The sequence below is a fragment of the Methanothermus sociabilis genome (assembly GCF_055392295.1).
In genome coordinates this window covers 276993-299833 of the sequence record NZ_AP042467.1, presented here as the reverse complement: position 1 = coordinate 299833, position 22841 = coordinate 276993, and the positions used below count along the sequence as shown (strand labels likewise).

The following is a 22841-nucleotide window of genomic DNA, read 5'->3' as shown; positions in this document are numbered from 1 at the left end:
AAAAATTTTTTATATGTGTACTACAATATTTCACAAGCAAAGATCAAATCTTTAAAACTCTGTTCAAATAAATACATGCGTGTACAAACTATGAATTCTTACATTATATTATTACTTAAGGTGGTTTACATGGTTGACAAAGTTCCTATAGGTATTCAGGGAATGAATTCTTTACATGAAGGGGGGTTAATTCCAAGAGGCACTACTACATTATTATATGGTCCTCCAAAAACTGGAAAAACATTAATTTCATGGCATTTTTTGTATTCAGGTCTTGAGGTAGGAGAATCAGGTATTTTGATAAATACAGAATCTCCCTGGAAAAATATTGCAGAAAGTAGTAAGGATTTTGGTTTCAATTTTGAAACCTTTTTTAATGAAGGAAAATTATTTGTTATAGATATTTTACCTTCAAAACCAAAAAAACTATCATTTCCTAATCATTTCTCTGTATCAGTAAATGACATAACTGGTTTAATTTTAAAATTATCATTAATTTTACAAAAAGTAAAATCAAATGTCAGAGTTGTGATGGATTCTTTATCATATTTACTTCTTTTTAACGATGAAAAACGTATCTTAAGAATGTTGTACACATACAACATGAGAGTAAAAGCTGCTAAAGGCACAAGCATGATTTGTTATCACGAAGGCTCAGCAGCAACTAAGAGTGAAAACATGATAAAAGCATTGTGCGACAATATCATTCACATAACTGGCGACGAGTTAGAAGTTGAAGCTTTAGCATCTGAAATATTTAAAAAACGTTGGAAATATAAAGTAACAAAAGAAGGCGTGGTAATAAAATGATTGGCAAGTTATTTGGCAAGAAAAAAAGTATTGAAAGTCTTTTAGATGAATTAACTAAAATTAAGAGAAGAGAAATGGAAATTTTATGTGAATTAAGTAAACATTACTTTGATGATGAAAAATTTGAGAAAGCTATAGATAATCTCCTTAAAGCACGTGACATTGCAGAGGAAATTAATGACAACATATATAAAAATTACATCCAAGAATCATTAGCTGATATATATTTTACTCAGAAAAAAGTAGATGAGAGTCTAGAATTGTATAAACAATTACTTAAAAATCTAAAAGGAGAAGATAGAGATAGGGTCTTAGAAAAAATTCGTGAGGTTGAAAGAGTAAAAGAAGCAATGGAAGCTTCAAAAATTAGAGGTTTGTATAAAAAATTCCCAGAAGACTCTTCTAAAAAAATTGAAGTTAAATTGGATAAATTAAAAGAAATTGCTGATGATTTAGTTTCAGAACTCAAAATCCCAGAAGAATATTTAGAAGTTTACAGGAATTCATCAATTTTACCATTGGAAGAGGCTATCAACATTGCTGAATCAATAGGTGATGAGAAAGCATGCTCTTACCTATATTTTTTATATTCAATTAGAAATTTGAGAAGAGGTTGGTATAAGCATGCAGAAAAATCTTTGGATAAATGTATAAAATATTCAAAGGAGGCAGGCTTAAAAAAGATAAATAGTTTTGCAAAAATGCTTCGCAGTATTGTTGCCGGGGGGGAATTATCAAAAAGTAGTGAAGAAGTTATCATCGAAAGTTTCAAAGCACTGAAAAAAGAAAAAGATAAAAATTTATTTAGAAGAGTATTAAACAAAATCATAAGCATAGACTAATAAAACAGCAAGAATACAAAAAATTATTTCTATTACCCATATTATTTTAACAATTTCATTCTCTTTCATAGGTTTTTTAAGTAATAACAGCCTAATAAGTGAGTTAAAATTTCTTTCTTTTGGAAGAACAAGTAATCCATCCTTTGTAACTTTTGTTGGTTTATGCTGTGATCTTTCCATTATTCCAGCAGAAAAAAACTTAAGTGAGGCATCTATAATATAAGGCATTAGCATAATTAAAACGATGAATTCTATATTTCCAAAAAATGCAACAACACAAATACATGCTCCTATTGTCAATGTTCCAACATCTCCTGGAAAAATACGTGCTGGATATTTGTTATAGAGTAAAAATGCAAATAAAGACCCAAACATTGCAGCAGATATTGGAGTAACATGAAATTTTCCTAAAATAACACACACAATTGTTATAAAGAACATTACTATTGATCCTAAACCAGATTCAAGACCATTTAACCCTGCTAACATATTAGTTAAATTGGGCACCACTATAAATGCTAAAGGTATTAAGATTAAATAAAAAATTGTTTTTGGGAAAGTGAAGATAACTGGTAAAGAGGAAAAAAATAATAAAAATATTTTTTCTTTCCAAGATAAATTCACAAGGTCATCTATTACACCTACAATCCCTACAAAAAATACAACCACTAAAGCCAATAAAAAATGATAATGAGGTAATAAAAAATAAGCAATAGAAACTCCTAAAAAAAACCCTAATAAAATACCTAAACCACCCATTTCTGGAATAAGTGGTTTTGTTGGCTTATGTATGTCTTTACCTACAATTTCCGCATTTTTTAACTTCTTAATCAATTTTGGCATTATTAAGTATGTAGCTAAGAACGATACTATGAATGCAGATAATGTGGGTAACATTTGATCACTACTCACTCCTCAATATGTAATAGACAGTTCTTAAAGGTATGTTCATTTTTTTAGATATTTCTCTAGCACTAACTCCTTTTTTAGCCATCTTTTTAACTTTTAACCTTGTTTCTTTCGTGTATTTTGGTTTTTTACCTCTTTTAAGTTTTAAGTTTCCTTTGAGGTAATACACAGTCTTTAGAGGTATATTCATAATTTTAGAAACTTCTTTTGGAGTTTTGCCTTTTTTAAGTAACCTATTTACCATCGCTTTGTCCTTTTCTGAATATTTTCTGGGCCTTCCTCTTCCTCTTTTTGTGGCTCTAACTTTAACACCTAATTCTTTCAAGGCCTTAATATATTTAGGAGATATTCGACGATATAAACTTGCAGGACATGTAATTTCTTCAAGGTCTGGATTTTTTTCTAATAATTCTGTTATTGTTTTTATTGTTAATGGCTTTGTAACATGTATTTTTCTTGCCATTTTACCTCCCTGTTTTCTAACCTCTAACAATCTCTAAGAATCTTTTAGCCTTGTCTGATGAAGGTTTTGTAATAATTTTTATGTTTCTCTTTTCTCTTTTAATATTCTTAGGCGTTGTTGAAAACAATTTAGAACATTTTTCTATATCAATATCAGACTTCAAATTAACAATGGCTGCTCCAAATGCAAAAGGATCTGTTTTAAGTCTAAGACCTTTCATTTTCCTTTCTATTTTGAAATTTTCAAGGATTATTTCATTTAAGTTAGGAATGTACTCTATTTTCTCCATAAAATATTTCTTAATTATTTTAACAGCTTTTTTGTTAAATTCATTGAATATTTTTGCTTGATGTCTATCTAAAACTGGTCGTAGGCCAGGAAAAGGTCCAGAATGTTTAGTTCTTCGATCATATGATGTGCAAAGATAATAATTAGCTATGTCCCACAATAATAAGGTTATAGGGACATTGACAAATACTTCTTCAATTTCTTTTTTAATTTTTAAATCTTCTCTAATTTCTTTTATGAGTTCCCCATTTTCATTTAAAAAACCTTTTTCTTTTAAAACCTTCTTTATCTCCTCTTCTTTAATTTCCTCTCTAATTTCAGGATCCAGTGATAACAATGATCTCTCAACATCTTTAATAATCCTTAAATATTCTTCAAAATATTCAGGATTTTTCATTTCACTGTTAAATATCTCATTTTTTAATTTTTCTATCTTGTTTTCACAAAAACAAGTATAACCTAAGGCAAGTGCATTACGAATGTATCTATCATCAATAATCCTTGCCTTTCTTCTATGAAATTGCATAAATTCTATACGTAAATTTGATCCATATTTTTTCCGCAATTTATTCTCACATTCTTCAAAACTACCATTAATTACGATTTTTTTTCTGAGCCATCTTTTTCCATCAAACACCCTTATGACAAGAGAAGTAGATTTTATCGTGCCTCTCTTTTCATGTCTCAACGTACGTACAATTTTTTTAAAAGCTTCTCTTGCCCAATTACTTAACTTAGATATTTTTACCATGTAATCTCCAGATAAAGGAAGATATGGAATTATTTCTATTCTATGGATACCTTTTTCATTTGGAACCACTTTATATTCATCTTCTCCATTACATTCACATTTTTCATATATTTTAAATCTTTTTCCACATCTAACACACTTTAACTCTATGTATTCCTCTAAGTTACTTATTGCAATTTTATGAGATGCTATAGCTGAATTAACACGGTCTAATATGTTTTTTCTTATAGAAGCTTTTATTCTGAAATATCTAGCATGTCTAGCCATTTCATGTGGCTCTTCATGAATAGGTTCTTCAATGTAAGTTGAATATTTAGCTATGGACCTATATGGACTTCTATAACCCTTTAGTTCCATTGTTTTTTTAATTTTTTCAAGCTTATTAAGAGTACTCTTTAATTTTCTATAAATTTTAAAAGCTTTATCATAAGACCTTAAGTCATCTACCTTAATGCTACTTTTTTTTATTTCCGAAAGTAATCTTTCTGTTCTGCTTATTAATCCTTCTTCATTCATTTTTTACCTTTTCTTTTAATTTGGTTTTTTCTTTCTCAATTACTTCTGATTTTATTTTTGAAAATAATGGTTTAGGTTTATTTATTTTATGATTTGGCTCTATAAATTCATTTGCATCTTCCCATCTTACATTATCATCTAGATTCAGCATGCTTAAAATATTTGAAGAAGTTTTTGGTAAATATGGTTTTATTAAGACTCCAATAGCTTTTACAGCCTGGTCACATAAATATATGCAAGTTGCAGCCTTATATTTATTTTCTTTGAATGTTTTCCACGGCTCTTGATCATTAAAGTATTTATTACCATCTCTTGCTAATTTCATTATCTCTATTAATCCATCTCTAAATTTAAAATTTTCTATGAAATTTCCAACAATTTTTGGAGATTCTTTTATCCTTTCTTCAAATTCAATATCTTTCTCTCCAAACTCTGAAGGTTCTGGTATTTTTGCATCAAAAAATCTATAAGTGAACATTAGAGCTCTATGGATGAAATTTCCAAGGATGTCAGCAAGCTCATCATTTACTCTTCTCTGGAAATCATCCCAAGAGAAATCTGTGTCTCTTGTTAATGGAGCATTAATTGTTAAATAATACCTTAAAAGATCGGAATCAAATCTCTTTAAAAAATCTGAGACCCAAACCACCCAATTTTTACTTGTAGACATCTTTTTTCCTTCTAATGATAAATATTCACCAGCTATCACAGTCCTTGGAAGTTTACAACCATAGGCCATTAACATAGCAGGCCAAAAGATTGTGTGGTGATATATTATATCTTTTCCAATGAAATGTATGGCCCCACTGTCCCAATATTCTTTCCAATCTTTTTTATTTTTCTTTGACCACTCAATAGCTGAGGAAATATATCCAAGGAATGCTTCTCCCCAAACATATATAACTTTTCCTTCAGCATCTTCAAGAGGAACTGGTACTCCCCATTTCATATCTCTTGTCATTATCCAATCATTTAATCCTTCCTTTAGCCATTCTAATGTATAATTTTTGACATTTGATGGTAATTCTTCATTATTTTCAACCCATTCCTTCAATTTCTTCTGAAATTTTGATAATTTAAAAAAATAATGTTTTGATTTCCTTATTTCAGGTTCTCCAGAACATAATATACAGCGTGGTTTTATAAGTTCTAAAACTTCTAGATGTCTACCACATACTTCACAATGGTCTCCTCTTGCACCTTCAGAATCACAGTATGGACAAATACCTTCCACATATCTATCAGGTAAAAACCTTTTACAATTCGTACAATAGAATTGTTTTATTTCTTTTTCATAAATGTATCCTTTCTTATACAATTTCAAGAAAAAATTTTGTGCAACTTTATAATGAATATCGCTACTAGTCCTTGAAAAATTATCAAATGAAATATCACATTTATCTAAATCTGATTTTATTTTCTTATAATATTTTGTTGTTATTTCTAATGGATCTTTTCCTTCTTTTTCTGCCTTAACTGCTATTGGAGTCCCATGTTCATCTGTTGCACAAACAAATAATACATCATTTCCAACCATACGTTGATATCTTGAATATATGTCTGCTGGAATATAGGTTGATCGTAAATGACCAAGATGTAATGGACCATTTGCATATGGCAGTGCACAAGTTACAAAAATTTTCAAACTAATCCCCTCCTTTCTTTTTTAAATAATATACTAGAGGATTGTTGACTTTTTTACATGTTTCATCAGGATCACATAATTCAGGAGCATATATTTGAATTTTATCACAATTCATTGGAGAATACCATTCGCTTTCCCCTTCATTTTCAAGATGAGGTTCCTCATGAAGTCCAAAACCTAATTTAGCAATTATATTACGTTTTTCTTGTGGATCGTCTTCAAAAAGAGGAGGGTCACATCTCTCTGCAGCTTTATAAATCATTGGAAGTATCTCATTTTTTAATATATTCAACTTAGGATCATAATCAGAGATCTTTAAGTTACGCTTTCCAGAAAGCGTTGGACAAAGTCTTGCACGTGAAAGAAAAGGTGTTAAAAGTGTAACTATGGCATAATTTCTTAAGCCTGATTTTACACCCTGTAATGCTTTTTTTATACAAGGTGGAAATGCATTAGGATCCAGTGGAGATTTTTTCATTGGCTTTATAACAATGTTTGAGGGATGTGTGGTTATCCTAGATATTTCTTTTGCAATCTTTTTGATATTAGGATGTGGTTTAATTTCTTGAGATTTAACCTTCTCATAAACTTTGTTAATATATTTTTTGACTTTTGCAGCAACTATTCCTGAAATAATATCTTTTAGTTTATTTCCTACAATTTTCCTATAAAACCTTCCAATATCTCTATTTTTAAATCTTTTTCCAAATTTTTCCTGAAATTTTTTTTCACTTAAAATTACTTTACCTTCATCTAGCAATAAATCTTTAAACCGTATATTACCATATTTTATTGCATCTTTTAATTCTGTCCACTTAACAATGTCTCCAAATTTTTCAATGAATTTTTCCTCTAACCTGGGATATAATTTTAATCTTTCTTTAGTTAGTTCTTTTTGTGAATCTATTAATATTCGTGATTCACGAGAACTAGACCCAAATTTTATTGCAATTGCCTGGGCCAATGCATAGAAAGCTTTTACATCATACTCTGCAATATTTTCATCAAACAAAAATTCATATTCTCTGAAATTTTTATTAAAATACCATTTTAATCTAGCCAATCCAATGTCAGCATAACTGTACCCAATACTTTGTTTATCAAATAAATTATCTAGAGAATCATCTTGCCTAATTATTTCTTTACCTTCTTTACTCAATGGATCAATGAAAAATATTTTCATATTAAACACTCCTCTGGATTAAAGTCATCTAAGTTATTGACTTCTGTACACACTGCTCCAACTTTTGAATGAACACTTCCAGGTAATCTGAGGATCCTATTAACATCAATTGTGACTTTTGTATCAACAAGTTTTGAATTTATATTCCTTATAGGATCTATCAATCTTTTTAAATCGATTCTAAGTTTACCAAATTCATTTTTTTTAATTTTTTCTCTATTTTTCCTAATTTTTCTTAAGGTATAGCGTGATATTCCCTCAACTTTGGAATTCTCATCAACATTTAAAAAAATATATTTCATCCACTTTGTAAATACTTTGGGATAACCTATTGGTATTGTGAAAAATACATCGCTGCCTGGATCATCCCAACCAACAACATATTTTAATATCTCACGCCTCACTTCACTATCCAATTCCAAAACATCTTTATCAAGAACACGAATATGGTATCCACGACCAGAATAAATAATATGAATTTTTTCTAATCCAAAATCATTCCTTAATATACTGTTTATTATTTTAACAATGTCTTTTGCCTGTTCTAAACAAATTTCACATGCATTTTTACATTTACATTTTTTAATAGGCAAATCTTTTGCATCTATATCAAAAACAAGTTCTGCCCCTTTCCAACCTTCTCTTTTATGAGGTTTCTCATAGAATGCTACTGAAGAATATATAGCATAAGGTGCCCTAATTTTGATGAATTTCTCTAACTTTCTCTTATTTTTAAAGCTACGGTATCTATCGCTAGGACCACTTCCATCATGATCAAAAGCAAATTCTCTAAATTTTAGAGATTTTATTATAAATTTAGGTACTTTTTTTACACTCCAATGCCTATAATATCTCCTTCTTTCTTCTTCACTGATTTCTCTGAATTTCATTGCCCCTCTATCTCCATAAATGTATGCCTGGATTTAAAAATTTTTTTAGAAATTCTAAAGATTGTTTTGGCACATAATCTAAGAATTCTGTTTCATTCATTACCTTGGATTTACTAACATAATTTTTAATGTCTTTACCTACTCTTATTTTTCCACTTTTTAATAATTCTTTTATATAAGATTCTACTTTGTAATTTTTCCTTTTCCTTCTTGATACAACTCTGTCTTTCTCTACCCACACATTTTCTTTACCATATTTTCTTAAAAACCTGTAATAATGTTTTTTTATCCAAAATTTCGGACCAAAATGTTTTTTATATTTAGGTAATCTCCAGACTTCAAATTCAAATATTAAAAATCCTAAATCTTCTTCATTACTCCAGTGTCCACTTCTAAGCACTTTAAATCCTTCTTTGTTTAAATGCTTCTTAATGGACATTTCTGTTTTTTTCAATTGTGGATAAAGTGTGTCTGCAGGTAATTTTGGATGTTTAAAGATAACTGCAACTATCCTACTTCCTCTTTTTTTAATTTCTTTTTTTAATTCTTCTTTTGAAACTTTAAGTTTCACAGGGTAAAAGTAATCTTTTTTTGGATTTTCAAGGAAATTTCTAGCTGCAACTATAAATTCAGTCATTTTTTGCATTGTTAATGCAGAGGCAACATTTCTATTTTTATCAACAGGATCTATAACTATTAAAGGATCTCTAAATTTCCTTGAAGTTCCATAATTTTCTATATCTATAACATAACCAGGTCTCCATTCATTACTAGCAGCCTTTAAAACATTTTCAAATGAATCATAATAAAGGATTAAAAGTTCGCATAAATAACCTGAAAAACCACCAACTTTAAATTCTGAACCATAGGTTTCAATTCCTTCCATAAATTTTTTTAGCAACAACACTTCATCTTTCTTCTCTTCATCTAAATTTTCTTGTATATATTTTGTATGTAATAGTGTTCGATCTACGGCTGATCTAAGTTGATTAGCATCTTTTATTTTATAACATGGTACAAAATCAACTTCATATCCCTGTATATGACCAGTAACATATGGATGTGCAGCATATTTTTCTTCAGCTTTTCCCCCAACTTTTTTTATGCATTCATGTCCTAGATATAGGCCTTTTTCTCTGAGTTCATCTTCTGGTGTAGCTAATGGAAATGGTAGAAAAATATCTATATCTGCTTTTCCAGAAAGCCATGTGCCTTTTGCAACAGAACCTACAAGTGTTGCCTCAACAGGTATATTTTCTTTCTTGGCAATGTCATTAATATTGTCAATTAATGTTTTGCAAAGCGTTTCTATTTTTTCCTTTTCAGACTTTTTAGGTTTTATTTCATCCAATATTTCTCTGTACTTCATAGTATCACTTACTAAGAGTGAATATTTGTAAGTCTTTGTACTTTGGACCTTCGGGCCTCAATATACTTTTTTTGAGAGATAATTCTTTAACTTTCATCGAACCTACAGTTACATTTTCTAATTCATTTATTTTTTTGATTAATCTATCTTTATTTCTTGCAGTTTTTACCCTGCCAATGGTTAAATGAGGAACGTAATCTCTTTCCAAATCAAAACCTATTTTATTAAATTCAATGTCTAATTTTTTCTGTAACTTGATGAAATATTCAGGATTGTCTACACCAATCCAAATGACACGAATATATTTTTTATTTGGAAAAACTCCAATGCCTTTCAGATGCAATTCAAACTCATGAAAATCTTCTATACTCTTTTCAACAATATTTGATATTTCATTTAATTGTTTTTCATCAATATTACCAAAAAATTTAAGTGTAAAATGTAAATTTTCAGGTGTTACAAATTTTATGTCTGCTTTAGTTTCCTTTAATTTTTTCTGAATTTCAATTACTTTTTGATGTAACTCTGAATCGAGATCAATAGCTAAAAAAGTTCTCAACTTATCACCTATTTCTCAATTATACTTTCTTTTATAGCCATTCCAAAATGTCTGGCGCTTTCTTCTATATGAACTAATACTTTATCACCTTCTTTTAACTCTGAAACTGACACTGGCTTACCTTTTTCATTTACAAGTCTAATTGTTTCTGCATTTTGAAGTAAAGTTGCAATTTTCATACCTTCACACTCAGCTTCTATAAGCAATAAAGGTCTTTTCTCGATTTTTACTCTGCCTACAATAGCTTTTCTTCCATTGCCTTTACTGTCAACAATTAATACCTCATCGCCACTTTTTAATTCTGAAAGATATTTGGTTTTGTGGTTAGGCATCATTATATATGCATGCACCGGCCCTGCATTTACTCTGAAAGGTCTTGCCTCAACATATTCACTTTCAAGAGTTTCACTATGAACTAAGAAAAATCCATGAGAATAAGATCCAACAAGCATTCCTTCACCAATATTCATCAATGAACACGTATCTATACATACTCTGTCACCAGATCCCACAGGTTTTATCTTAGTTATCTTAGCTGTTTTGAGATCATATCTCTTTGCTTCAATGTCTTCAACCACTTTTACAAATTCTTTTATTTCAGATAGTTTTGATGGCTGTATTAATATACCATCAGCTCCATGTTCCAATGTTTCCAATGCCACTTTTGCTTCATCAACGTCTGAAACTGCCGCAATTATTTTTGCTTTTTCACCCTGTAAATCTGCTATTACATTTTCTAGAGGTATTACCTTCCAATCTTTGCCAACCAATATTACATAATCCACAACTTTCCCAATGTTTCTAGCTAATTTTTCATGTTTTTTACTAGTTACCTCTACATATGCAGCAGTAACTTTTCCCTTTTTCTTAAAACTCGTAGCAGTTGCAATATCTTTAGATTCTTTAGCATCACTAGGAACAGACAATGTACCATTTCCTTCTCCATTTTTACCAATTAAAAATATGTCCGCATTTTCTCTATTTGATATAACTTTAATATTACCAAGTTTTTTAATTTTGTCGATATCGTTACTAAAGTCCACTATATGATCAATTCCTGATTCTAAGGCTGTTGTTACAAATTTCTTTTTGTATTCCCAGTCCCCTTTAGGCAAAAGTAACCATATGAACTTCATTTTCATTTACTCCTTTAAAATTTCCAATGCTTCTTCTACATCAAAGTTTTTATGTACTATTGCAGAAACAGCTTTTGTCATCTTTTCAGGAGATTCTGCTTGGAATATATTTCTACCAATTGCAACTCCAGATGCTCCTGCTTCTATAGCACCTTTTACCATTTCTAAAAATTCTTCTTCTGTTTCAACTTTGGGTCCTCCTGCAATAACCACTGGCACTGGACAACCCTTTACAACTTCTTTGAAGCTATCTGGATCTCCTGTATAATTTGTTTTTACAACATCTGATCCTAATTCAGCTCCAACACGAGCAGCTAATTTAACAACTTCAACATCGTGCTCATTTTCAATTTTTTTGCCTCTAGGATACATCATAGATAATAATGGCATTGACCATTCTCTACATGCTTCAGCAACCATGCCTAATTTTGTTAACATTTCTGCTTCCTCTTCAGATCCTACATTGACATGTACTGATACTGCATCAGCTCCAAGCTTTATAGCTTCCTCAACAGTTGTTACAAGTACTTTGTGGTTTGGATCTGGTCCTAAAGAAGTACTAGCTGAAAGATGCACTATAAGTCCAATATCTCTTCCATATCCTCTGTGACCAGCTTCAACCATGCCTTTGTGTAATAATACAGCATTTGCTCCCCCATTTGCTACTTCATCTATTATTTTAGGCATGTTTTTTAAACCCTTTATTGGACCAAGAGACACTCCATGGTCCATGGGTACTATAACAGTTTTTTTACTTTCTCTATCAAATATTCGTTCCATCCTAATTTTTTTACCTATCATAGGATTTGCCCCCAGGATTTATTATTATAAGATTCTAGCGCCTGTAAAATCAATTTTTGCAATTATTACATCATCTAATGAAGTTTCTGGAGTTTCAGATATTCCAAATATTGTTTTACCTAACATTGCTACAGAAGACCCAATTGTTTCTTCATTCATAATATCCATTATATCTTTAATTTCAGGTGTCACTATAGATATCTTTTTAGAAAAGTTAGAAGATAAATTTAGAAAATTTTTTAGTGAAGGTTGTATCAATATCTTCTTCAACATTTTTTCCCCAATCTTGTTTATTTTTTCTAAATATAACTTATCTTTTAAAATAGAGGGTGTATTTATCTTATCCAATACCTTTATTATAACATAAAGTGATGGAACAATTATTTTATCTATTTTTCCATAACTAGGAGCACCTTCTCTAGTTCTTATAACTAACCCGCCAGACAACTCTGCAATAACGTCCCCCAAACCTGTTTTGAGCTCAACTTCTGCTAAATGTGCGAAATCAGCTGCTTGGTTGAGAGTTATAGGTAATTTTAATTCTTTAGCAATTCCAATGGCGGTGCCTAAAGCACATGCACCTGAAACTCCTAATCCACATCCAATAGGTACGTCAATCTCATGTTTAACTTTAATATTTCCAATGTTGTAATATCTTTTCATTACTTCAATAACTTTTTTAGCAATTGTCTCCAAACCATCTATCTTAGTCTTATTAGAAGACTTTACTGTAGTTGTCACTCCTCTATTTATTACTATACCAGCACCTCTTGACCCTTTTTTGAGAGGATTATTATGATCTACCACTTGGAAAAATCCTGTTATATGAGATGGGACAAATACCGAAACCATGTTAATCACTTTTTAGGAGGGAATTAAATGAAGAGGATAGACTTGCATATTCATAGTATATTTAGTGATGGAGATCTTATACCTTCGGAAATAGCCCGTCGCGCAAAATTTTTAGGACATGAAGCTATTGCAATAACAGATCATGTTGATCACTCAAATATATATTGTGTTGAGAATATTATTAGAGTTGTGGATGACATCGAAGAAAATTGGGAAATTAAAGTTATTCCTGGTGTAGAGATAACACATGTACCTCCAGAAGTGATAGAAAAATTAGCAAATAAAGCCAGAAATTTAGGCGCAGAAATAATATTAGTTCATGGAGAATCTTTAGTTGAACCTGTTGCAAAGGGCACAAACCATGCTGCGGTGGAATGTCCTGAAGTTGACATATTAGCACATCCGGGATTAATAAGCTATGAAGATGCTGAAATAGCCAAAGAAAATGATGTGGCACTTGAAATAACCTCTAGGGCTGGACATTGTTTATCAAATGGTCATGTTGCAAAAATAGCAGTGGAGTTAGATATTCCCGTTGTTGTTAACAGTGATGCACATTCACCTGAAGATCTCATAGATTACAATTTTGCTTATAAATTAGCAATAGGCTCAGGATTACCAAAAAAAATTGCAAAAAAAGCTTTAGATAAATATCCGAAAAGAATAATCAATAGATAACTTTATATTCTAAAATTAAATCTTTACCAAGTGTATAATATTTCTTTAATTTTAATTTTATTGCTTCATCCATTTTTTCAAAGCCAGGTCCATCAACTAAGGTTTTTGCATCTTTACCACCAACAATCATTGGAGCTACACAAACTCTAACCTCGTCAACTAAACCTTTGGATAACATGGAAAAATTTAATGTAGATCCTCCTTCTAACATTAATTTATTTATTCCCATGTCTTTGAGTTTTTCCATTAGTGCCACGAGGTCAACTCTTTCCTTTCCAAGTACTAACACTTTTGCTCTTTTTTTAAGCTTTTCAACTTTTTCATTTTTAGCTTTCTCACTAACAGCGATTACTGTAGGTGCTTCATTATTTAATACTCTTGCATTCAATGGAGTTCTTGCTCTACTGTCAGCAATAACTCTCACAGGATTATCAGATGGCTTCGAATTTATTTTATGCACGGTTAATCTTGGATCATCTATAATGACAGTATTTATACCTACCATTATTCCATCACATTCTTTTCTTAATTTATGGACTCTGATGAGATCCTCCTCACCTGAAATTTTAGAGTCATAGGTTTTAGTGGCAATTTTACCATCAAGAGTCATTGCAGCATTTAGAATCACATAAGGTCTCAAGTGATCACCCAATATTAAAAACTTTTCTAGCATTTCTATCTGTTATTTCATCTACTTTTTCTATGCTCATGGATTTTAGTTCAGCTATTTTTTTAACAGCTTCTTCAACAAATGATGGTTCGTTTCTTTTACCTCTATAAGGGGATAAAAATGGACTATCAGTCTCTGTTAAAATTTTTTCCAGAGGTAAATTTTTTACAATATTTTGATGATGTTTTGAAAAACATACAAGAGTTGGAACAGAAATATAATATCCTTCTTCTAATATTTTTTTAGCAAGCTCTACACTTCCACTATAACAATGAAACACAACATTTGAATCATCTTTAAGTTCCTTAACTATTTCAAACACGCGATCTTCACATTCTCTTGCATGAATAACCAGAGGGAGTTCATATTCATTTGAAAGCTCTATAAATTTTTTAAAAATATGTTCTTGTCTTTTTCTTTCTTCAGGATCTTCCACACGATAAAAGTCCATTCCAACTTCACCAATACCAACTATATACTCTACATTTTTCTCTATTTCTTCGATGGTTCTATCTATAGGCTCATTATTTGTTGGATGAAAACCAAGTGTTGGGTATATGAATCCCTCATATTCTTTAGAAAGTTTTAAAGTTTTTTTATTACCTTCATACGATGCTCCAGAATTAATAACAGCTGTCAATTTCTTTTTTGCACGATTTATGACTTCTTCACGATCCTTATTGAAATTTTTGAAATCAAGATGGCAATGAATGTCTATCAATTTTTTCACCTACCAAATCTTCTTTCTCTTTGTTGATATGATCTTATAGCTCTCAAAAAATCTACCTTCCTGAATTCTGGCCATAAACTATCACAGAAATAAAGTTCAGAATAGGAGGACTGCCATAGCAAGAAACCACTCAATCTTTCTTCTCCACTAGTCCTTATAATTAATTGTGGATCCTCTACTTCCGCTGTATAAAGATGTTTATCAACAACCTCTTCGTTTATTTCATTTAGTGAAAGTTTACCTTCTTTAACTTTTTTAGCAATTTTTTTCACTGCATCAACAATTTCTTGGCGACCATCATAACCAATAGCAACATTTAACAACCTTTCTTTGTAATGTTTTGTAGCTTCTTCTGCTTCTTTTATAGCTTTCCTCAAATTTTTAGGTAATAATTCTAATTTTCCAATAGCTTTTACTCTTATTTTATTTTTATGAATTTTTTTATCAGTTTTTATCCTTTTGAAATTTTCCTCGAAAAGTTTCATTAGCTTTTTGACTTCATGTTTTGGTCTTTTAAAATTTTCGGTTGAAAAAGCATAAACAGTTACAATCTTTATTCCAAGTTCTATACACCAATCAAGTAGTTTTTCCAATGTTTTAACACCCTTCTTGTGACCAATTGTTGGATCTTTACTACCTATTAATCTAGCATATCGTCTGTTACCATCCATAATTATAGCTACATGCTTCGGTATTTTGTTTTTGTCTAAATTTCTTTTTAAGTGCCATTCATAAAGTTTATAAATAGGTTTTGTTAATGACATTGTCCTTCCTTTTTAAATTTTGTTGCAAGATATTTTGCAAATTTTAGAGCTCTCATATATCCTTCTACAGTTTGAGATCTTGATGTATCTATAAATATAGGATCTATTCCCAAAGAAATTGCCCCATAACTTTTAGCTGAACCTACTAACACTAAAGACCTAAAAATTAAATTTCCACAAATACCATTTGGTGCAACGACAAGATTACATCCATCTTTTATTGCTTTCTCTATTAATATATAGTAATGTTTGGCACCCATATCTTTTGCAAGTTTTTCTAATTTTTCACCTTCCTCTATGGATTTATCAACTTCTATTGACCTTCCCACATCTTCCTTACGACCACCTGAAAGTATAGCTATCTTAGGTTTTAAATTTATTTTTTTAAAAAAATTATAACATTTTTTAATTATTTTAAGCTTTTCTTTGAGAGTTCTACCTTCATCGATACCCACTGGTGTTAAAAAGAATCTTTTTCCATTTGTTTCTATTAAGGATGCTCTATGAATTTCACCCATTTTTCTAAGTTTGAGAATTATTGATGAAGATAAAGAACCTCTTACATAAGCATCGGCTTCATTATTTTCTATCATTTCAATTAGCTCATCTTCAGAATGGGCTAATAAAACATCAAAATTTACATTTTTAACTGCTTTTTCTACATTTTTATTTTTTCCAACACCAATAGCTATTGAAACCATGTTATTCATTTTTTAATTTTTTAAGAGAAGTCTCAATTTTTTCAAGTGTATTATCAAGAATTTTGTAGTCATGAGCATCAGATATAAAACAACACTCAAATTGTGACGGTGGAACAAAAATTCCTTCCTTCAACAATGTTTTGAAATATTTATTAAAAACTTTCACATTTGATTTTTTAGCATCTTTATGATTAAGTACTTTTCCCTCAGTGAAATAAATTTGAAACATTGATCCAACAGATGATAGGTATCCAATACCTACATCTTCAACTATGTCATTTATTCCTTCTGTAAGATATTTACCTTTTTTATTCAGCTCCTTGTAAAATTTTTTATCTAAATGTTTAAGAGTTGCTAATCCAGCAGACATTGTCATTGGATTACCATTAAACGTTCCTGCCTGATATACATCCCCACTAGGCGCTATATTTTCCATAATTTCTTTTTTCCCTGCTAGTGCACCTATTGGAAGTCCCCCACCTAAGACTTTACCTAAAGTTACTAAATCAGGTGTCACACCATAATATTCTTGTGCTCCACCTTCAGCCAATCTAAACCCTGTTATCACTTCATCAAATATTAATAATATATCATTTTCTTTTGTTATTTTTCTTAAAAATTTTAAATAACCTTTTTTTGGCTTTATACATCCTATATTTCCCATAACAGGTTCAACAAGAACTGCAGCTACATCATGATTTTCAATGGCATTTATTACAGATTCTTCATCATTGTATGTACACAATATTGTATTTTTGGTTGTTTCTTTTGGAATACCTACTGAATCTGGCAATGTCGTAGCACCAGAACCAGGTTTAACTAAAACATAATCATGTGCACCATGGTATGCACCTTCAAATTTTACAATTTTCTCTTTGCCTGTAAATGCTCTTGCCAATCTTATAGCACTCATAGTTGCTTCAGTACCTGAATTAACAAATCTAACCATTTCTGCACATGGAACTTTATCTACAACAAATTTTGCAAGCTTTAATTCTTTTTCTGTCGGTGTCCCATAAGTTGTTCCTTTTTCAGCTTGTTTATATACAGCAGCCACAACCGAAGGATGAGCATGTCCAAGTATTAGTGGTCCATATGCTAAACAATAATCAATATATGAATTTCCATCGATGTCATAAATAAAACATCCTCTACCTCTTTCAACAAAAAATGGATAGGGTTCAAAAGCTCTCACTGGGGAATTAACACCACCAGGCATAAATTTTTTAGCTTCTTCAAATAATTTTTTAGAATTCATTTTTTATCCCTCATATTTATAAGTGAATTTATTGCAGCTACAGCTACAGACGTACCTCCTTTTGGACCTCTAGTTATTAAATAAGGAATACCTGAATCTTTTAACATTTCTTTTGCTTCTTCTGCAGATACAAATCCAACTGGTACACCAATTACACTCTTAACTTTTAATTTATTCTTTTTATGAAATTCAATTATTTTGTATAATGCAGTTGGGGAGTTACCTATAACAACAATTCCATTAAAATTTGTATTCACAAGATGTTCAACAGATGCTGCAGCTCTTGTTATTTGTTTTTTCTTAGCTAATTTGATTACGTCTTTATCATCGATATAACATAATATATTCCCAGGGTATTTATTTATTCCAACCTTAACCATTTTTACATCTACAAAAATATCTTCATTATTATTTAAAGCTTCCAAACTTTTATTTACAAAATTTGGATGAATTTCGATTAACTCAGCGAAATCTAAATCAGCTGTAGAGTGGACAACCCTCTCAATTATTTTTCTTTCCTCTTTAGAAAAATTTTTTATTTTATCTTCAATAAGTAATCTCACTATCTTACGACTTTTTTTTGCAATTTCATAACCTTGTTTTGTTGATGCACCCATCATCAAAAATCACGGAGTTAATCTTCTTCTATCTCTTGGAAACAAAATAGTTTCACGTATATTTTTTACACCTGTTAATGCCATCATAAATCTTTCAGCTCCGAGACCCCAACCAGCATGTGGTGGCATTCCATACTTAAATGCATCTAAATAATATTTAAAGGATTCAGGATTTAGGTCTTGTTCCTTAATTCTTTTTACTAATAAATCATGATCATGAATTCTCATAGCTCCTGAAGATATCTCTAAATCTTTATACATCAAGTCAAATGCATAACATTTCTCTGGATTTTTTTCATTTGGCATAACATAGAATGGTTTTATTGAGGTTGGCCAATCTATAATAAAGTAATAATTATCCATTTCTTCACCAAGGGCCTTTTCAGCAGCCCTTGATAGATCTTCTCCATATTCCAGTACTACTCCCTTAGAATTTACAATTTCAATTACTTCATCATATGTTATTCTCTCAAATGGAGTTTCAGGAACCTCTAATTTTTTATTTAATATTTTTAATTCTTTTTTACAACTTTTGTTTAGATCTTCAATAACCCTAACAATGAGATTTTCAAGAATCTTCATAACATCTTCATGATTAGCAAATGAAACTTCAATATCTATAGATATAGCTTCATTCAAATGTCTTAATGTATCATGTTCTTCTGCCCTAAAAATTGGTCCAATCTCATAAACTTTTTCAAAACCTGCAGCCATCATCATCTGTTTGTAAAGTTGAGGACTTTGCCCTAAAAAAGCCTCTCTTTCAAAATATGTAACTGGGAATAAGGCTGTTCCACCTTCTGTTGCAGAAGCAACAAGTTTTGGTGTATTAATTTCTATAAATCCATTTTCTTCAAAAAATTTTCTTACAGAATTAAGCATTTTGTTTCTTATTTTAAATATTGCATTTACATTTAATTTTCTTAAATCTAAAAATCTAGCATCTAACCTGGTATCCAATTCTGCCTTTACTTTCCCTGTTGTGTCAAGCGGAAGTGGCTGTTTTGATTTATTTATTATTTCAAAATTTGTTGGTATAATCTCAACATTATTTGGAGCTTTTGAAGATTCTTTTACAGTGCCTTCCACAAATATAACAGATTCCTTTCCAGATTTTCTCATTTTATCCATTAATTCTTTATCCACTTTTTTACTTGGTGCAGTAACTTGAATTATTCCCTCTCTATCTCTTAAAAGTAAAAATACAATACCTCCCAAGTCTCTTATTTCATGTACCCAACCTACCAATGATACTTTTTTTCCATCCATGTCAGGCGTAATTTCATCAGAGTAATGTGTTCTTTTTTTAACATTTATCATGCTCACTTTTTAACACCTCTAGTCTTTTCTTGAAAGATTTTGCATGTCCGTCCAAACCTTCATATTCTGAAAGTGGAATTACGATATTTTTTAGGGAAAGTAGTCCTTTTTTAGAAAGTTTTTGCACAGTTATTTTTTTAATAAATGATTCTGTAGATAGACCTCCACATGCTTTTGCAAATCCTCCAGTTGGTAAAACATGATTACTTCCTAATCCATAATCTCCAGCTGATACTGGTGTATTATCACCCAAAAATATTGAACCTGCATTGTTTATATACTTTAAATATTTTTCTGGATTTTTAACCATTAATACTAGATGTTCAGGCGCATATTTGTTAGCAAAGTCAATAGATTCTCTAATGTTTTTAGTTATTACAATTTTACCATTTTCTTTTAATGATTTTTCAATAATTTCTCTTCTTTTATATTTTTTAATTTTCTTTTTAATCAGGGATCTAACGTTGTTTGCAATTTTCGTTGAATTGGTAACAAGAACTGATGAAGCTTGTGGATCATGTTCTGCTTGTGCCAACATTTCAGCAGTAATGTATTCTTCTTTAGCATTTTCATCAGCAATTATTAAAACCTCTGAAGGTCCAGCAAGAAAATCTATGTCTACATCTCCATAAACAAGTTTTTTTGCAGCAGTGACAAATATGTTTCCTGGCCCAACAATTTTATTGACAGGCCTTATTGTTTCAGTACCATAAGCTAGTGCAGCTATCGCTTGGACTCCACCCACTTTATATATTTCGTCTGCTCCTGCAATATCTGCAGCAACTAAAGTTGCATCATCAACAAATCCATTTTCTTGTGGAGGTGTACAACATACAACTCTTTTTACTCCTGCAACTTTCGCAGGAATTATTGTCATCAATGCTGTAGATGGATATACAGCTCTACCTCCTGGTATGTAACACCCTACACTTTCAATTGGTCTAATTATTTGTCCAGCATAAATATCATTATTTATAAACCATTCTTTTGGAATTTGTCGTTCATGAAATTTTTTAATATTTTTTGAAGCTTTTTTTAATGCATGAATAATGCTATCATCTAATCGTTTGTAACTTCTTTTTATTTCATCTTTTGTAACTTTAATTTTATCAATTTCTACTCCATCAAACTTTCGAGTTAAATTTATTAGTGCTTCATCCCCACATTCTTTTACTTCCCTTATTATTTCACTAACTTTCGGTATAACAGTGCTTATATCAATTTCAGATCTTTTTATTAAATTCCCTATTTTTTCTTTTTTAAACACAACAACTTCCATCCTATCTTTCTCCTATAAGTAATAATATTGGGAATCAAATTATTATGATAAATACATTTTTTATTGCATTGAACCAAAAAAGTATATTAAGGAGTAATAATCTCTAGCATAAAATCTTTGTGATTTTAATGGGAGGATAAAATGTATAAAGATGAATTGATACAATTACATCAATTTTTAGTTTACGTTTTAAAATACTTAAAAACTGTTGAGAATGTAAATGAGGAACCTAAAGAATATTTATCACTTAACATAAGTCCTCACCATATTCACAGAACAAAGATTGAACACAAGTGCGCTATATTTGTTCTCTCAGCAATAATATCAAAAATAATCTTTGAAAATGGGAACGACATTTTACCTGAAAGCGTTGTTTCCGGACTTCAAGATCTAGCAGAGAAATCTAAAAAACAAGTAATAGAAAAAAGGCAAAACTTTTCATGATCTTAACAATGATTCAGCAATAAAGTTTCACAGCCTCCTTAACATTGTTATGCAATCCTATGGCAGCTAATGCACCTATCTTACCTTTCTCGCCAGTCACATCTATCAGACTGATACCTAATTTTTTTGCAGTGGTTAAACATTCATCTAAAGATACCATTTTAGTTTTAGCTTTTATTGAATATTTTATAAGTTCTTCAGGGATTTTAATACCTTCAAAAACAGCTATTGCAGTATTATCAGAAAGCGTTGCTTTTTCAAGGAATTTCACTGCATTATTAACGAGTTTTTCCTCCATTCCTGGCCTAACAGCAAACGTTAGTGCTACTGCAACGCAGTTTTGTGTTTTATTAGGATTCTTTGGGTAAAGCTGTACTATTACATGATCAATATATTCATACCCCTTTTCTTTCAATTTTGTCCCAAGATTGTGTGCTAAAGTCCAAGTTGCACCTTGTTCTTTTGTATCTGTATCATCTATCCCAATTACGATTTTCTTCATCAAAGGAGTTATTACAGCTGCTTTTCCTAATTTGGATCCGCCGCCTAAACTATATATTTCTATTCTTTTTACACCCTCTGCCATTCCTCTACAAATAGCTGCACCAACACCTGCCCCAGCAAGACCTGCATGTACAATCCTGACTTCATCATCTTTTACATTCACTTCTTCGATCCCTGCAGCACTAAAACTGGCTTTCAAATTTAATTTTTCTTTACCTACTTTAACTATATAGACATGTTTGTTTCCATCTCTATATGCATCTAAAACTAAGTTACTTGTCCGTTTATACTGGTAGATCATCCATTCTGAACCTGAAATACATGGATGATATTCAACCAGTTCTACAATCTGATCATCCACCATTGTAATTATTTTTTTGTATGGGGCTACCCATGGATCTTTAAATTTTTTTCTTAATTCATTGGGGGTATAAATTTCCATTAGAAATCCCTTTTAGCTTTTCAATCGCTTGCACATTTTGACAGCAGCCTCTACAGCCCTTTTAGCATATTTGACTCTTTCATGAGCCTCAAGTCTACTCATTCCTGGACCTGAAATTCCTAATGCTACTGGTTTATTATATTCAAGAGAGAGATCAATAATTTTTCGTGAAGCTTGTTGCATTACAACCTGGTCATGATCTGTTTCACCCTCAATTACAGCACCAAGTGTCACAACTGCGTCAACATCTTCATTCTCCAAAAGGAATTTTACTGCTAATGGTATTTCAAAAACTCCAGGCACATGTATAACCCTAACTACTTCTGCTTCTAAAAATTTTGCATGTTCTTTAGCTAACTTTAGCATCATTTGTGTGATATCATAGTTAAATTCTGATACTACAATCCCTAGCTTTACCAT

Annotated in this window: 25 protein-coding genes; 4 read left to right on the top strand and 21 right to left on the bottom strand. The window is 30.7% G+C overall.

Annotation, left to right across the window (positions count from 1 at the left end; all coding sequences use genetic code 11):
* Positions 1 to 129 precede the first annotated feature (129 nt).
* Both ACZ5LY_RS01610 and ACZ5LY_RS01605 read left to right on the top strand, forming a co-directional pair.
* Positions 130 to 810 (top strand): RAD55 family ATPase, encoded by a 681-nt coding sequence (locus tag ACZ5LY_RS01610; protein WP_464577744.1) that lies wholly within the window; start codon positions 130 to 132, stop codon positions 808 to 810.
* Positions 807 to 1652, top strand: coding sequence for a tetratricopeptide repeat protein (locus tag ACZ5LY_RS01605; protein WP_464577743.1), 846 nt, complete (start codon positions 807 to 809; stop codon positions 1650 to 1652). The genes ACZ5LY_RS01610 and ACZ5LY_RS01605 overlap by 4 nt, the downstream gene beginning before the upstream one ends.
* On the opposite strand, the gene ACZ5LY_RS01600 is transcribed toward ACZ5LY_RS01605, so the two are convergent.
* Genes ACZ5LY_RS01600 through ACZ5LY_RS01550 form a run of 11 tightly spaced genes read right to left on the bottom strand, consistent with a single transcriptional unit; the run spans position 1626 to position 13014 of the window.
* Positions 1626 to 2549 (bottom strand): MraY family glycosyltransferase, encoded by a 924-nt coding sequence (locus ACZ5LY_RS01600; RefSeq protein ID WP_464577742.1) that lies wholly within the window; start codon positions 2547 to 2549, stop codon positions 1626 to 1628. The two genes, ACZ5LY_RS01605 and ACZ5LY_RS01600, sit on opposite strands and share 27 nt — an antisense overlap.
* 7 nt (positions 2550 to 2556) lie before the next feature.
* Entirely contained in the window at positions 2557 to 3024 is a 468-nt protein-coding gene (locus ACZ5LY_RS01595) for a helix-turn-helix domain-containing protein (protein WP_013413685.1), read from the bottom strand.
* Positions 3025 to 3040: 16 nt separating this feature from the next.
* On the bottom strand, positions 3041 to 4579 hold the full coding sequence (locus tag ACZ5LY_RS01590) for a DUF530 domain-containing protein (RefSeq protein WP_464577741.1): 1539 nt from the start codon (positions 4577 to 4579) through the stop codon (positions 3041 to 3043).
* On the bottom strand, positions 4572 to 6224 hold the full coding sequence (gene metG / locus ACZ5LY_RS01585; RefSeq protein ID WP_013413683.1) for a methionine--tRNA ligase: 1653 nt from the start codon (positions 6222 to 6224) through the stop codon (positions 4572 to 4574). The genes ACZ5LY_RS01590 and metG overlap by 8 nt, the downstream gene beginning before the upstream one ends.
* A 1-nt stretch (position 6225) precedes the next feature.
* Entirely contained in the window at positions 6226 to 7407 is a 1182-nt protein-coding gene (locus ACZ5LY_RS01580; protein WP_464577740.1) for a DNA primase, read from the bottom strand.
* Entirely contained in the window at positions 7404 to 8297 is an 894-nt protein-coding gene (gene priS / locus ACZ5LY_RS01575) for a DNA primase catalytic subunit PriS (RefSeq protein WP_464577739.1), read from the bottom strand. The genes ACZ5LY_RS01580 and priS overlap by 4 nt, the downstream gene beginning before the upstream one ends.
* A gap of 7 nt (positions 8298 to 8304) precedes the next feature.
* On the bottom strand, positions 8305 to 9666 hold the full coding sequence (gene cca / locus ACZ5LY_RS01570; protein WP_464577738.1) for a CCA tRNA nucleotidyltransferase: 1362 nt from the start codon (positions 9664 to 9666) through the stop codon (positions 8305 to 8307).
* A 4-nt stretch (positions 9667 to 9670) separates the two neighbouring features.
* On the bottom strand, positions 9671 to 10225 hold the full coding sequence (gene thpR / locus ACZ5LY_RS01565) for an RNA 2',3'-cyclic phosphodiesterase (RefSeq protein ID WP_464577737.1): 555 nt from the start codon (positions 10223 to 10225) through the stop codon (positions 9671 to 9673).
* A gap of 8 nt (positions 10226 to 10233) precedes the next feature.
* Entirely contained in the window at positions 10234 to 11361 is a 1128-nt protein-coding gene (locus tag ACZ5LY_RS01560) for a 3-dehydroquinate synthase II (protein WP_013413678.1), read from the bottom strand.
* 6 nt (positions 11362 to 11367) lie between these two features.
* A complete protein-coding gene (locus ACZ5LY_RS01555; RefSeq protein WP_013413677.1) occupies positions 11368 to 12162 on the bottom strand; it encodes a 2-amino-3,7-dideoxy-D-threo-hept-6-ulosonate synthase in 795 nt (264 codons plus the stop codon).
* Between the two features lie 24 nt (positions 12163 to 12186).
* Positions 12187 to 13014 carry a pantoate kinase gene (locus tag ACZ5LY_RS01550; protein WP_464577736.1) on the bottom strand — a complete coding sequence of 276 codons (828 nt, stop codon included), beginning with the start codon at positions 13012 to 13014 and terminating at the stop codon, positions 12187 to 12189.
* Positions 13015 to 13041: 27 nt separating this feature from the next.
* Here ACZ5LY_RS01550 and ACZ5LY_RS01545 point away from each other — a divergent pair, with 27 nt between their 5' ends.
* The gene (locus ACZ5LY_RS01545) at positions 13042 to 13692 is read left to right on the top strand and encodes a histidinol phosphate phosphatase domain-containing protein (RefSeq protein WP_464577735.1); all 651 of its coding nucleotides are present in this window, start codon (positions 13042 to 13044) and stop codon (positions 13690 to 13692) included.
* Here the strand turns inward: ACZ5LY_RS01545 and ACZ5LY_RS01540 are convergent.
* Genes ACZ5LY_RS01540 through hisD form a run of 8 tightly spaced genes read right to left on the bottom strand, consistent with a single transcriptional unit; the run spans position 13682 to position 21031 of the window.
* The gene (locus ACZ5LY_RS01540; protein ID WP_048060558.1) at positions 13682 to 14332 is read right to left on the bottom strand and encodes a 2,5-diamino-6-(ribosylamino)-4(3H)-pyrimidinone 5'-phosphate reductase; all 651 of its coding nucleotides are present in this window, start codon (positions 14330 to 14332) and stop codon (positions 13682 to 13684) included. The genes ACZ5LY_RS01545 and ACZ5LY_RS01540 overlap by 11 nt on opposite strands.
* 4 nt (positions 14333 to 14336) lie before the next feature.
* Positions 14337 to 15083 (bottom strand): TatD family hydrolase, encoded by a 747-nt coding sequence (locus tag ACZ5LY_RS01535; protein ID WP_464577734.1) that lies wholly within the window; start codon positions 15081 to 15083, stop codon positions 14337 to 14339.
* A gap of 5 nt (positions 15084 to 15088) precedes the next feature.
* Complete coding sequence (gene uppS / locus ACZ5LY_RS01530; RefSeq protein WP_013413672.1) at positions 15089 to 15856, bottom strand: polyprenyl diphosphate synthase; 768 nt, start codon at positions 15854 to 15856, stop codon at positions 15089 to 15091.
* Positions 15847 to 16557, bottom strand: coding sequence for a methanogenesis marker protein Mmp4/MtxX (mtxX, locus tag ACZ5LY_RS01525; RefSeq protein WP_013413671.1), 711 nt, complete (start codon positions 16555 to 16557; stop codon positions 15847 to 15849). The genes uppS and mtxX overlap by 10 nt, the downstream gene beginning before the upstream one ends.
* A gap of 1 nt (position 16558) precedes the next feature.
* A complete protein-coding gene (gene hemL, locus ACZ5LY_RS01520) occupies positions 16559 to 17815 on the bottom strand; it encodes a glutamate-1-semialdehyde 2,1-aminomutase (RefSeq protein WP_464577733.1) in 1257 nt (418 codons plus the stop codon).
* Entirely contained in the window at positions 17812 to 18435 is a 624-nt protein-coding gene (locus ACZ5LY_RS01515) for a cobalt-precorrin-8 methylmutase (protein WP_464577732.1), read from the bottom strand. The genes hemL and ACZ5LY_RS01515 overlap by 4 nt, the downstream gene beginning before the upstream one ends.
* A gap of 6 nt (positions 18436 to 18441) precedes the next feature.
* Entirely contained in the window at positions 18442 to 19752 is a 1311-nt protein-coding gene (gene aspS / locus ACZ5LY_RS01510; protein ID WP_048060557.1) for an aspartate--tRNA(Asn) ligase, read from the bottom strand.
* The gene (gene hisD, locus ACZ5LY_RS01505) at positions 19739 to 21031 is read right to left on the bottom strand and encodes a histidinol dehydrogenase (RefSeq protein WP_464577731.1); all 1293 of its coding nucleotides are present in this window, start codon (positions 21029 to 21031) and stop codon (positions 19739 to 19741) included. Before hisD ends, aspS begins: the two co-directional genes overlap by 14 nt.
* 141 nt (positions 21032 to 21172) lie before the next feature.
* On the opposite strand from hisD, the gene ACZ5LY_RS01500 reads away from it, so the two are divergent.
* On the top strand, positions 21173 to 21475 hold the full coding sequence (locus ACZ5LY_RS01500; RefSeq protein WP_013413666.1) for a UPF0058 family protein: 303 nt from the start codon (positions 21173 to 21175) through the stop codon (positions 21473 to 21475).
* Positions 21476 to 21488: 13 nt separating this feature from the next.
* Here the strand turns inward: ACZ5LY_RS01500 and mmp11 are convergent, their stop codons facing one another.
* Together mmp11 and ribH are read right to left on the bottom strand one after the other, a co-directional pair.
* Positions 21489 to 22421, bottom strand: a complete 933-nt coding sequence (mmp11, locus tag ACZ5LY_RS01495) for a methanogenesis marker protein 11 (protein WP_013413665.1) — start codon at positions 22419 to 22421, stop codon at positions 21489 to 21491.
* A gap of 12 nt (positions 22422 to 22433) precedes the next feature.
* Positions 22434 to 22841, bottom strand: a complete 408-nt coding sequence (gene ribH / locus ACZ5LY_RS01490) for a 6,7-dimethyl-8-ribityllumazine synthase (RefSeq protein WP_013413664.1) — start codon at positions 22839 to 22841, stop codon at positions 22434 to 22436.